At 41.3% G+C, this 12,632-nt stretch carries 10 protein-coding genes, 2 tRNA genes and 3 rRNA genes; 7 read left to right on the top strand and 8 right to left on the bottom strand.

Going from position 1 to position 12,632, the window contains the following annotated elements:
* Positions 1 to 23: 23 nt before the first annotated feature.
* The 3 genes from ODQ17_RS06430 (at position 24) to ODQ17_RS06420 (ending at position 1,625) form a co-directional block, all read left to right on the top strand.
* Complete coding sequence (locus ODQ17_RS06430; protein WP_004789065.1) at positions 24 to 512, top strand: YajQ family cyclic di-GMP-binding protein; 489 nt, start codon at positions 24 to 26, stop codon at positions 510 to 512.
* A 35-nt stretch (positions 513 to 547) separates the two neighbouring features.
* A complete protein-coding gene (locus ODQ17_RS06425) occupies positions 548 to 1,042 on the top strand; it encodes a DUF4442 domain-containing protein (protein WP_013196828.1) in 495 nt (164 codons plus the stop codon).
* Positions 1,043 to 1,118: 76 nt separating this feature from the next.
* Positions 1,119 to 1,625 carry a nuclear transport factor 2 family protein gene (locus ODQ17_RS06420; protein ID WP_204085503.1) on the top strand — a complete coding sequence of 169 codons (507 nt, stop codon included), beginning with the start codon at positions 1,119 to 1,121 and terminating at the stop codon, positions 1,623 to 1,625.
* A 70-nt stretch (positions 1,626 to 1,695) separates the two neighbouring features.
* Here ODQ17_RS06420 and ODQ17_RS06415 read toward each other — a convergent pair whose 3' ends face one another.
* The 3 genes from ODQ17_RS06415 to ODQ17_RS06405 are packed head-to-tail and all read right to left on the bottom strand — an operon-like array spanning position 1,696 to position 3,448.
* Positions 1,696 to 2,112 carry an acyl-CoA thioesterase gene (locus ODQ17_RS06415; RefSeq protein ID WP_004789061.1) on the bottom strand — a complete coding sequence of 139 codons (417 nt, stop codon included), beginning with the start codon at positions 2,110 to 2,112 and terminating at the stop codon, positions 1,696 to 1,698.
* A gap of 1 nt (position 2,113) precedes the next feature.
* A complete protein-coding gene (trxC, locus tag ODQ17_RS06410) occupies positions 2,114 to 2,551 on the bottom strand; it encodes a thioredoxin TrxC (RefSeq protein ID WP_003655112.1) in 438 nt (145 codons plus the stop codon).
* Positions 2,552 to 3,448 (bottom strand): alpha/beta hydrolase, encoded by an 897-nt coding sequence (locus ODQ17_RS06405; RefSeq protein ID WP_174746548.1) that lies wholly within the window; start codon positions 3,446 to 3,448, stop codon positions 2,552 to 2,554.
* Between the two features lie 189 nt (positions 3,449 to 3,637).
* Here ODQ17_RS06405 and ODQ17_RS06400 point away from each other — a divergent pair, with 189 nt between their 5' ends.
* The 4 genes from ODQ17_RS06400 to ODQ17_RS06390 all read left to right on the top strand — a co-directional run bounded on the left by ODQ17_RS06400 (position 3,638) and on the right by ODQ17_RS06390 (position 6,991).
* Positions 3,638 to 3,973, top strand: coding sequence for a TIGR01244 family sulfur transferase (locus ODQ17_RS06400; RefSeq protein ID WP_002116083.1), 336 nt, complete (start codon positions 3,638 to 3,640; stop codon positions 3,971 to 3,973).
* Between the two features lie 154 nt (positions 3,974 to 4,127).
* A complete protein-coding gene (locus tag ODQ17_RS19205) occupies positions 4,128 to 4,232 on the top strand; it encodes a lipoprotein (RefSeq protein ID WP_371864353.1) in 105 nt (34 codons plus the stop codon).
* Between the two features lie 106 nt (positions 4,233 to 4,338).
* A complete protein-coding gene (locus ODQ17_RS06395) occupies positions 4,339 to 5,535 on the top strand; it encodes a hypothetical protein (RefSeq protein WP_322902497.1) in 1,197 nt (398 codons plus the stop codon).
* An 82-nt stretch (positions 5,536 to 5,617) separates the two neighbouring features.
* Entirely contained in the window at positions 5,618 to 6,991 is a 1,374-nt protein-coding gene (locus ODQ17_RS06390) for a dihydrolipoyl dehydrogenase (RefSeq protein WP_322902495.1), read from the top strand.
* 123 nt (positions 6,992 to 7,114) lie between these two features.
* Here ODQ17_RS06390 and rrf read toward each other — a convergent pair.
* From rrf to ODQ17_RS06365, 5 genes are all read right to left on the bottom strand, one after another.
* Positions 7,115 to 7,229, bottom strand: a 5S ribosomal RNA gene (gene rrf, locus ODQ17_RS06385).
* A gap of 179 nt (positions 7,230 to 7,408) precedes the next feature.
* Positions 7,409 to 10,301: ribosomal RNA gene (locus tag ODQ17_RS06380) — 23S ribosomal RNA — on the bottom strand.
* Between the two features lie 352 nt (positions 10,302 to 10,653).
* Positions 10,654 to 10,729, bottom strand: a tRNA-Ala gene (locus ODQ17_RS06375).
* 55 nt (positions 10,730 to 10,784) lie between these two features.
* Positions 10,785 to 10,861 (bottom strand) — tRNA-Ile (locus ODQ17_RS06370).
* Positions 10,862 to 10,920: 59 nt separating this feature from the next.
* A 16S ribosomal RNA gene (locus ODQ17_RS06365) occupies positions 10,921 to 12,458 on the bottom strand.
* Together the 16S, 23S and 5S rRNA genes with 2 tRNA genes alongside form the textbook arrangement of a ribosomal RNA operon.
* Positions 12,459 to 12,632: the final 174 nt, after the last annotated feature.

The raw sequence follows: 12,632 nt of genomic DNA, 5'->3' as shown, positions 1-12,632 counted from the left end.
TTCACTTTGTAAAGGTCTAAACTATGCCTTCTTTCGATATTGTCTCTGAATTAGAGTTATTTGAGGTTAATCATGCTGTACAAAACACACAAAAAGAGATTGCAACACGCTTTGACTTCCGTGGTCATGATGTTTCAGTCGAAATAAACGAAAAAAATAAAGAAATTAAAATCAGTACAGAAAGCGATTTTCAGTGTGAACAAGTTTACAACATGTTAGAAAATCACTTTTATAAACGTAAAATTGATGTACAAGCACTTGATCCGCAAAAAGCCGCTGCTTCAGGCAAAAATTTTGTACAAGTCATTAAACTTAAAGACGGTCTTGACTCAGATACTGCAAAAAAAATTAATAAAGCCATTAAAGAAAGTGGCGTTAAAGTGCAATCTTCTATCCAAGGCGACAAAATTCGTGTAACAGATAAAAAGCGTGACACTTTACAACAAGTCATGAATTTTTTACGTGAACAGCAATTTGGTGTGCCATTACAGTTTAATAACTTTAAAGATTAATCTCTTTTCGTGACATTCAAAGCTAAGGTAATTCCATGTCTCAATCCAATCGTCTATCAAAACTGGTAAAAGCGACTTCAAAATTCCCTAAAGGTATTCGGAGCACGCTTTGGAGCAAGGCGTTTGGTCGTATCGTGCCAATGGTGGGTACAGCAAATATCCGCTATCTGGAAGTAGACTCAAACCACGTTATTGTCCGTTTAGAAAACCAGAAAAATATGCAAAATCATATTAAAGGAGTCCATGCTGCGGCGATGGCTCTTTTAGCAGAAACTGCAACAGGTTTCCTAACGGGTTTACATATTCCTGATAACCGCATTTTATTAATCAAATCATTGCATGTAGATTATTTAAAAGTGGTTGAAGGCGGTTTGACTGCTACAGCAACATTGTCTGCTGAACAGCAAAAGTTTATTGCAGCTAATGAGAAAGGTGAACTTGTGATTCCGGTTACAGTCATTGATGATGCAGGCAATGAACCAATCCAGTGCCAAATGCTGTGGGCATGGTTACCGAAACGTAAGAAATAATAACTAATCTAAAGTACTTTTAGATTTTTATTTGCCTCAAGATATAAAAATTATTTTTTGTATCTTGAGGTTAAAAATGAAAAAAACACTGATTCTTTCCTCTTTATTTACCAGTTTAATATTTACAACAATAACGACTCATGCGACTGAATCTCACGTTAAAACCAGTAAATTAACTTCGACCAAATCCGAAGCGATAGATAAAGTAAGCGCTCAAAACAAAAGAATAGTCATCGACTTTTATGAAGGCGTCTTTTTAAAACATAAAGTCAAAGAATATGCAGACCGTTATATTGGTCAGCAATACATTCAGCACAATCCTAATGTGCCAGATGGGAAAGCACCTTTCGTTAATTTCTTCACTGAAAAATTCCAAAAGAATCCTCAAGCTAAAAATGAGATTAAACGCGCGATTGCTGAAGGTAATCTTGTCGTTTTACATGTCCATTCGACTGAAAATGAAAAAGATCGAGGAAGAGCGATTATTGATATATTTCGTGTCGAAAATGGAAAAATCGTAGAACATTGGGATGTGATACAAAATATTCCTGAGCAAAGCAAAAATACCAATACGATGTTTTAATTCTAAAAATGAGTTCTTTATCTAAATTAAAAATCAAAGCCTGAATACTGATATTCAGGCTTTCTACGTTTTATTGAGTATCTAAAAACTTTTGTCTTGCTTCTTCTGGTATTTGACGCTTATTACCTTTTACATCTACTGCTACAAAGGTAAAGACTCCTTCAGTAATACGTATTGGCTCACGAGAGTCATCATGACTATCCCAAACTTCAATTTGCATCTGAATAGAAGTATTTCCAACTTTTAAGATTTTGGTATAGCAGCTAATGACAAAGCCAACCTTTACCGGAACCAAAAAGGTCATTTGATTAATGGAAATCGTAGCACAACGGCCACGACTGAAACGTTCTGCGTGAATTGCTCCAGCCAAGTCCATTTGTGACACAATCCATCCACCAAACACATCACCACTCCAGTTTGTATCTGCTGGCATGGCAATCGTTTGTAAGGATAAAATTCCTTCTGGTTTGGTATAAGCTTCTGACACCTTAGCTCCCGAAATTCGTTTGAAGTTGTTGATCGAGCCACTGCTGCAATTCAGGCGCACGTAATGCACCGCTAATACGCGCGACCTCTGTCGTTTTATTCATTAAGACAAGTGTCGGAATACTTCTCACATGAAAAGCTTGGCTCAAGCGAGGAGATTCTTCGGTATCAATCTTGGCAAAAATAACGCCTGGATTCTGTTTTGCGACCTGCGCAAAATGTGGAGCCATCATTTTACAGGGTCCGCACCATTCTGCCCATAAGTCTATGAGAATAGGTAAATCACTATTCGTGATGTAGTTACTAAAATTTTGCTCATTTAGTTCAATAGGTGCAAGCGGTAGTAATGGCTGATGACATTGCCCACAGCTTGGTTGTTCAGGAAGTTTTTCTTCCGGAACTCGGTTTTTAGCACCACACGATGCACATACAATAATCATTTACATCACTCCTATATGCTGATGTAAAAATTCTAATTGGGTTATCACTGCTTTTTCAAACCATGAACCGTGATAGATATCAAAATGTTTCATATCCCACTCATGATAACTCACAAAAGGTGCAATATTTGTCGCGGCTTCGCGACTGGACTCAATAGGAATAAGTGAATCTTTTTGGGCTGCAATAAATAAAACTGGAATATTAATCTGACGTACAACCTGAATTGGACGGTATCGCATCAAATTAAAAAATACACGAGCTGGGACTTCCCCACTCCAATAATAGTCAGGATTTACAATCGATAGATAGCCATAATAACTATCTGCTGTAGGCATAAAGCATAAATTATGTTGATCAACCACAGGCAACCTCTTTGGATTAAGTCCCATTTTTGATCCCATATAATCCTGACTCGATAACTTCAATGCTTGAGGATAACGTTGCAAAGGATAGAGCTTGGCTGTTTCAGCACCATCTACATAAGGAATTTGCACTAAAATTGCCTGAATATTCTTTAATTCAGAAGCTAGGCTTAGCGCATATCCGCCACTTAAAGAAGTTCCCCACAGCACAATCCTTCGGTTATCTACAAACTTACAGGTCGAAGCATATTGAATAACGGTCTTCCAATCTTCTAATTGGGAATTGATTGAGACCATTTCTCTAGGCTTGCCAGTGCTCCCACCCCAATATCGATAATCAAACAAAATAACAGCATAACCTGCTTGAGCGAACCGCTGAGCATATTGGATGAGTTTAAATTGACGCAACGCAGCAAAACCATGGGCCATAATAATTACGGCAGATTTCTTATTTGTTTTAGGAATATAAAAATCAGCTGCGATCGTTTCCTGACCACATGGAACATATAAAGGCTCAACCGTATAAGCGTGCATATGTGCTCCGTTGAAATAGAATATGAATAACCAATTTTAAAATAGCGCGATGATCGTTTTTAAAATTTATAACTTAGCTATAAGACATAACTTTCTCAGTCAGAACAACACAAGAGTGTCTTGTATCTCAGGTTAAGCTTAATGCTATGATACAGCATAAGAGGTTTTGTTAAATTTTGGAGTGACGAAATGTCAGATAATGTTGGTTTCGCAGGTCAAATTGGCCCAGAGCATGTTGGCCAAGTTGTAGAAAAAGGATTTAAATCGATTATCAATAATCGACCAGATATGGAAGGCGGCCCAGAACAGCCTACAAGTGCTCAAATTGAAGAAGCAGCACGCCAAGTAGGTTTAGACTATGTTTATCAACCTGTTGTAGCTGGACAAATTACAGAACTCGATGTACGTACTTTTGCTAATCATTACAATGAGTTGCCAAAACCTGTACTTATGTTTTGCCGTACAGGAAACCGTTCAAATAATCTATATCAATTAGCAAAACAGATGGATTTATTAGACGACTAATTTTAAGAAATTAATATTCCATAAAACCCTATTTCTTCTTTAAAGTAGGGTTTTTTGATAACTTATTTTGCATATCTCTGCACGAATTCAACAGAACTAAAAATAATATTGATCTAAAGTATTTAAATCTTTTTTGAATCATTTATTAATTTTTATGAATAAATTTATATTCGCTCTTTTAAGCTGTTTAATTCTTACAGCATGCTCCTCAATGCAAGTAAAACCTACGGTTGGAGTAACTATGGGTACAAGAATTTAATTAGCTAATTGCTTATAAATATAATGAGCAACCTCATGAAATATATGTTATTTTATAAATCTAAAAAATTATTTTAAATAACTTATCATTTTAATTGGGGATAATGATGAAACTTACTCATGGGGTATGTGGGATTACTTTGGCTGCTTTTTTGACAGCTTGTGGTGGAGGTGGCGGTGATGGCTACTATAACCAAAATTCAAGTTCTGGCTCTACAACAACACCAACCACACCATCAACAGATCAAGAGTTGGCTACTTCTGTTTTAAATAGTGTAAAGCAAGAAGGAAAATATTTGTTTGGCGCCTATGATCTTAACGATGAAAAACTATCAAAAGGTTACATTGACCACGCACTAGACACCTTCGCTCAAGGTCCACTCAAGTTAACCTTAGATATTCGCAAAGTAGATCTCACTAAATATTCAGATCACTATCGTGACCAATGTTTTAAAGATAGTACTACCGACTATCGCGCCTGCTACGTTTTTAAAGGGGAAGAAATAAAATCATTACTTACAGGTTATAATGATTGGGATTTTGATATTACAGCAGATGATTTAAAGAATATTAAACTCGCCTCTGACAATATCTCTCCAAATCTACAGGAATATCAATCGAATACCAGAATTTATATTTTTCAAAATGAAAATAATGATAAAAACTTCCAAGATGTAACAATTACTGGAGCTTTTGCATATCCATTCCAACAATCATGGGAACTCCAACAAACCAAACAAAAAAGATTTGTATTAATTAACTCAACGACAAGCGATTATAAAATTACCACAACGGCCACTGTTCAAGATCCACAAACAGGTCAACCAACCGAAAAAGAAGTTACTACCGGTGCAATGAGTGTATATAAAGATAATACATCAACTGATGGTGACTTATATGTAATTCAAGGGGGATCTGGTTTTAACGTACTTATTAATGATAACCCTAATGTTCCTTACGCAGAACCAATTTCATTTGTTGTAAATTCGACTCCAGGCAATACGAATAACGCGACATATCAAGTAAAACTCAATGGTAATAAAGTATTAAGTTTACCTAGTATTACTGGTATAGAAGGAAGTCGCGTTGAGAATCAATCCCCCACAACGAATACACAGAAATTTAATGGTAGCATCTATCTTGAAGGACAAAATATTTTCACGTTTAAACAATCTCCGAATGGAACTGCATTAAATTTTAAACATGTAATTAATAGTATAAATATTGAAGGTCAATCTATTAATCAAAATGGAACCGTTTCAACTACTTTTAAATCACCTTTTGAGCAAAAATTTACATTTTAAAGTTAAATAACTAGAACCAAACCCTCTGTTCAAGAGGGTTTTTCTGTATATTCTAAATATCTATTAAAATAGCTTAATGACAATGTTCGATATTATTATCATTGGTGCAGGTACTGCTGGTATTAGTGCATATAAAGAAACCGTTAAACATACCAATAATATTTTAATTATAAATGATGGACCATGGGATACCACTTGTGCTCGTGTAGGTTGCATGCCAAGTAAAGTCCTCATCTCTACAGCAAACCGTATGTTTGACATTCAAAATGCTCAAGAGGTTGCTTTGGATGTATCTGCAAAAATTAATACAAATCAAGTGATGCAGCACGTACAAACTTTACGTGACCGTTTTACACAAGCAACATTAAAAGATGTAGAACAATGGCCTGCAGAACATAAAATTTCTGGTAAAGCACATTTTATTGATTCACAAACTGTAGAAGTTAATGGGCAACAGTACCAATCAAAAAGTTTTATTCTCGCTGTCGGTTCAACTCCTAATTATAATCAAACCTGGAAGAAAGAACTTGGTAATCGGCTTATAACAACAGATCAAATATTTGAGTTAAAAACGCTACCTAAATCTATCGCTGTCATTGGAAGTGGTGTGATTGCCCTTGAGATTGCTCAAGCAATGCATCGTTTAGGTGTAGAAACTACAATCTTTGCCCGTAGTAAACGAATTGGAGTACTTACTAGTTCTAGGCTTCAACAACTTGCACAAAAAGAGCTAGGCAAAGAGTTAAAAATTCTATTCGAGACTCTACCAAGTGAAGTTAAATGCAGTGAGGAAAATGCTTTATTAACTTACCAACTTAATGAAACAGAGAAAACTATCAAAGTCGAATATGTTTTAGCAGCAACAGGCCGTACAAGTTTAATTGATACTTTAAAACTAGAAAATATTGATAATTCTTTTAAAGATATTAAGTTATTACCTATAAATGCAAAAACTAAGCAGTTAGATACATATCCAATTTTTATTGTTGGTGATGCTTATACCTCAACACCACTGCAACATGAAGCAGCACATGAAGGGAAAAAGGTTGTATATAACTGTTTGAATTATCCACTGGTTAATTCAGTTAAGACGCTTACTCCATTAGGAATTGTATTTAGTCATCCTGAAATGGCGATCGTCGGGCAAAGTTATAAACAACTAAAAGACAATGGTATAGACTTTATTACAGGTGAAGCCTCTTATGAACGGCAAGGAAGAGCTATCGTTCTTGGGAAAAACAGAGGTGCAATTGAAGTTTATATAGAGAAAGGAAGCCAAAAACTTTTGGGTGCAGAGTTATTTACAGAAGCAACTGAACACATGGCTCATCTATTAAGCTGGATAATAGGTGAAGAACTGACTTTAAATGACATTCTAGAGAAGCCTTTCTATCACCCTACTCTAGAAGAAGGTCTTCGTACTGCTTTAAAACATGCTCGCAGACAGTTGAAATAATCAATTTAGAAGAGCTCTCTTAATAAAATCTGGCTCTTCTATACATTAAATTGTTTTCATTAATTTAATTCATGCATAAAGAAACACCCCGGTTTCTTTCGAGACCGGGGTGTTAGAATAATGAGCTGGCGATGACTTACTCTCACATGGGAAACCCCACACTACCATCAGCGCTAAGAGGTTTCACTTCTGAGTTCGGGAAGGGATCAGGTGGTTCACTCTTGCTATGGTCGCCAGCACAACTGGTATGGATACTTGCATTGGTCTTAATGTGCCGATGCGTTTTCCAAATCTTTACAGATGGGCTGATTAAATCTTACTTTATTTGTTCATTTTAGCTAAGCGTATAACTAAATCAAGTTGCTTTGCATATTAATGAATCGATTGATGCTTTATATACAACTGCTTGGGTGTTGTATAGTCAAGCCTCACGAGCAATTAGTATTGGTCAGCTTCACATATCACTATGCTTCCACATCCAACCTATCAACGTCCTAGTCTCGAACGGCTCTTTAGAGGACATAAAGTCCTAGGGAAATCTTATCTTGAGGTAGGCTTCCCGCTTAGATGCTTTCAGCGGTTATCCCTTCCGAACATAGCTACCCGGCGATGCGACTGGCGTCACAACCGGTACACCAGAGGTTCGTCCACTCTGGTCCTCTCGTACTAGGAGCAGATCCTCTCAAATTTCCAGCGCCCACGGTAGATAGGGACCGAACTGTCTCACGACGTTCTAAACCCAGCTCGCGTACCTCTTTAAATGGCGAACAGCCATACCCTTGGGACCTGCTTCAGCCCCAGGATGAGATGAGCCGACATCGAGGTGCCAAACACCGCCGTCGATATGAACTCTTGGGCGGTATCAGCCTGTTATCCCCAGAGTACCTTTTATCCGTTGAGCGATGGCCCTTCCATACAGAACCACCGGATCACTAAGACCTACTTTCGTACCTGCTCGACTTGTGGGTCTCGCAGTTAAGCGCGCTTTTGCCTTTATACTCTACGCGTGATTTCCGACCACGCTGAGCGCACCTTCGTACTCCTCCGTTACTCTTTAGGAGGAGACCGCCCCAGTCAAACTACCCACCAGACATGGTCCTCGCCCCGGATTACGGGGCAGAGTTAGAACCTCAACATTACCAGGGTGGTATTTCAAGGACGGCTCCATTGGAACTAGCGTTCCAACTTCAAAGCCTCCCACCTATCCTACACAAGTAAGGTCAAAGTTCAATGTCAAGCTGCAGTAAAGGTTCACGGGGTCTTTCCGTCTAGCCGCGGGTACACTGCATCTTCACAGCGATTTCGATTTCACTGAGCCTCTGCTGGAGACAGCGCCGCCATCATTATGCCATTCGTGCAGGTCGGAACTTACCCGACAAGGAATTTCGCTACCTTAGGACCGTTATAGTTACGGCCGCCGTTTACTGGGGCTTCGATCAAGAGCTTCGCTTACGCTAACCCCATCAATTAACCTTCCAGCACCGGGCAGGCATCACACCCTATACGTCCACTTTCGTGTTTGCAGAGTGCTATGTTTTTAATAAACAGTTGCAGCGGCCTGGTTTCTGTGGCTGCCAATAGCTCAGACCGCAAGGGTCATCACCGTCAGCAGCGTACCTTCTCCCGAAGTTACGGTACCATTTTGCCTAGTTCCTTCAGCAGAGTTCTCTCAAGCGCCTTGGTCTACTCGACCTGACCACCTGTGTCGGTTTCGGGTACGATTCCTGTGTAACTGAAGCTTAGAGACTTTTCCTGGAAGCATGGTATCAGCCACTTCGCTGTACAAGTACAGCTTGCTATCAGATCTCAGCATAGAGCACCCCGGATTTGCCTAAGATGCATGCCTACTTCCTTCCACCTGGACAACCAACGCCAGGCTGACTTAACCTTCTCCGTCCTCTCATCGCATTACACAGAAGTATTGGAATATTAACCAATTTCCCATCGACTACGCCTTTCGGCCTCGCCTTAGGGGTCGACTCACCCAGCCCCGATTAACGTTGGACTGGAACCCTTGGTCTTTCGGCGAACGGGTTTTTCACCCGTTTTGTCGTTACTCACGTCAGCATTCGCACTTCTGATACCTCCAGCATACTTCTCAATACACCTTCATCGGCTTACAGAACGCTCCCCTACCACTTGACTAAAAGTCAAATCCGCAGCTTCGGCACATAGTTTTAGCCCCGTTACATCTTCCGCGCAGGCCGACTCGACTAGTGAGCTATTACGCTTTCTTTAAAGGGTGGCTGCTTCTAAGCCAACCTCCTAGCTGTCTATGCCTTCCCACATCGTTTCCCACTTAACTATGATTTTGGGGCCTTAGCTGGCGGTCTGGATTGTTTTCCTCTTGACTACGGACGTTAGCACCCGCAGTCTGTCTCCCGGATAGTACTCATAGGTATTCGGAGTTTGCATCGGTTTGGTAAGTCGGGATGACCCCCTAGCCGAAACAGTGCTCTACCCCCTATGGTATTCGTCCGAGGCGCTACCTAAATAGCTTTCGGGGAGAACCAGCTATCACCAGGCTTGATTAGCCTTTCACCCCTATCCACAAGTCATCCCCTGGCTTTTCAACGACAGTGGGTTCGGTCCTCCAGTTAGTGTTACCCAACCTTCAACCTGCTCATGGATAGATCGCCTGGTTTCGGGTCTATACCCAGCAACTAAACGCCCTATTAAGACTCGATTTCTCTACGGCTCCCCTATACGGTTAACCTCGCTACTGAATATAAGTCGCTGACCCATTATACAAAAGGTACGCAGTCACCGAACAAGTCGGCTCCCACTGCTTGTATGCATGCGGTTTCAGGATCTATTTCACTCCCCTCACAGGGGTTCTTTTCGCCTTTCCCTCACGGTACTGGTTCACTATCGGTCAGTCAGGAGTATTTAGCCTTGGAGGATGGTCCCCCCATATTCAGACAAGGTTTCACGTGCCTCGCCCTACTCGTCATCATTATGTGTGCCCTTTCGTGTACGGGAATATCACCCTCTACGTTCGCACTTCCCAGAGCGTTCCACTAAAACACACATAACTTAATGGGCTGATCCCCGTTCGCTCGCCGCTACTAAGGGAATCTCAATTGATTTCTTTTCCTAAGGGTACTGAGATGTTTCACTTCCCCTCGTTCGCCTTGCAACACTATGTATTCATGTTGCAATACCTACCTTAAAGTAGGTGGGTTCCCCCATTCAGAAATCTCCGGATCAAAGGATATTTGCCGCCTCCCCGGAGCTTATCGCAGGCTATTACGTCTTTCATCGCCTCTGACTGCCAAGGCATCCACCACATGCACTTAATTACTTGACTATACAACCCCAAACAGTCGTCAACACTTACAAGTGAGTGTTGTCCGTGCGATTCTTCATCGCTACTATCTGTTGTCTGTGTACTTAAACACTGTACAGCTTCAATCTAAATTCATATACCAAAACGCTTGATTCAGTTAATTTGCTAGTTCTCAATTCATCTAGATTAATTGCTTAATCCAAACTCTTGAGTGAACAATTTATTTCAGACTCAATTTTGCCAATCTGTTAATGAATAAACATGCCTTCGTCAGGTCATGCTTAATACCGTGATACTTAAATCACAGAAGTTAATAAATCAAGATCTTAATCTTTATTTACTAATTTCTGTAATCCGAACTTCTCTTAAGTTCTGGTGGAGACTAGGAGAGTCGAACTCCTGACCTCCTGCGTGCAAAGCAGGCGCTCTACCAACTAAGCTAAGTCCCCAGCTTACATCATCAGTCATGTATCTTTTATCTATAACTTCAACCAGTCAAAGTCATGGTGGGTCTGACAAGACTTGAACTTGTGACCCCACGCTTATCAAGCGTGTGCTCTAACCAACTGAGCTACAGACCCTCAGATACATCTATGAAGAACAACTTGTTGTGGATTCTTACCAATCGTCAATCTTTCGTTAAGGAGGTGATCCAGCCGCAGGTTCCCCTACGGCTACCTTGTTACGACTTCACCCCAGTCATCGGCCACACCGTGGTAACCGCCCTCTTTGCAGTTAGGCTAGCTACTTCTGGTGCAACAAACTCCCATGGTGTGACGGGCGGTGTGTACAAGGCCCGGGAACGTATTCACCGCGGCATTCTGATCCGCGATTACTAGCGATTCCGACTTCATGGAGTCGAGTTGCAGACTCCAATCCGGACTACGATCGGCTTTTTGAGATTAGCATCCTATCGCTAGGTAGCAACCCTTTGTACCGACCATTGTAGCACGTGTGTAGCCCTGGCCGTAAGGGCCATGATGACTTGACGTCGTCCCCGCCTTCCTCCAGTTTGTCACTGGCAGTATCCTTAAAGTTCCCGACATTACTCGCTGGCAAATAAGGAAAAGGGTTGCGCTCGTTGCGGGACTTAACCCAACATCTCACGACACGAGCTGACGACAGCCATGCAGCACCTGTATGTAAGTTCCCGAAGGCACCAATCCATCTCTGGAAAGTTCTTACTATGTCAAGGCCAGGTAAGGTTCTTCGCGTTGCATCGAATTAAACCACATGCTCCACCGCTTGTGCGGGCCCCCGTCAATTCATTTGAGTTTTAGTCTTGCGACCGTACTCCCCAGGCGGTCTACTTATCGCGTTAGCTGCGCCACTAAAGCCTCAAAGGCCCCAACGGCTAGTAGACATCGTTTACGGCATGGACTACCAGGGTATCTAATCCTGTTTGCTCCCCATGCTTTCGCACCTCAGCGTCAGTGTTAGGCCAGATGGCTGCCTTCGCCATCGGTATTCCTCCAGATCTCTACGCATTTCACCGCTACACCTGGAATTCTACCATCCTCTCCCACACTCTAGCTAACCAGTATCGAATGCAATTCCCAAGTTAAGCTCGGGGATTTCACATTTGACTTAATTAGCCGCCTACGCGCGCTTTACGCCCAGTAAATCCGATTAACGCTTGCACCCTCTGTATTACCGCGGCTGCTGGCACAGAGTTAGCCGGTGCTTATTCTGCGAGTAACGTCCACTATCTCTAGGTATTAACTAAAGTAGCCTCCTCCTCGCTTAAAGTGCTTTACAACCATAAGGCCTTCTTCACACACGCGGCATGGCTGGATCAGGCTTCCGCCCATTGTCCAATATTCCCCACTGCTGCCTCCCGTAGGAGTCTGGGCCGTGTCTCAGTCCCAGTGTGGCGGATCATCCTCTCAGACCCGCTACAGATCGTCGCCTTGGTAGGCCTTTACCCCACCAACTAGCTAATCCGACTTAGGCTCATCTATTAGCGCAAGGTCCGAAGATCCCCTGCTTTCTCCCGTAGGACGTATGCGGTATTAGCATTCCTTTCGAAATGTTGTCCCCCACTAATAGGCAGATTCCTAAGCATTACTCACCCGTCCGCCGCTAAGTGATAGTGCAAGCACCATCACTCCGCTCGACTTGCATGTGTTAAGCCTGCCGCCAGCGTTCAATCTGAGCCATGATCAAACTCTTCAGTTAAAAATCATTTTGCACCTTATTATAGACAAGGTGCCAATTCTGGCTCATCAATTTTCTGACTTAAATTTCGCTCAAATAAACTTCGAGTAATTTAAACCAATCAATCAATGATAATATTTCGATCGATCAATCAGTAAAAATCCACACAAGTTGTTCTTCAATTCTCTTAATGAT

It is taken from the genome of Acinetobacter sp. IRS14, assembly GCF_034650275.1.
Lineage (GTDB): Bacteria > Pseudomonadota > Gammaproteobacteria > Pseudomonadales > Moraxellaceae > Acinetobacter > Acinetobacter oleivorans.
This window is presented reverse-complemented; position numbering and strand designations above follow the sequence as displayed.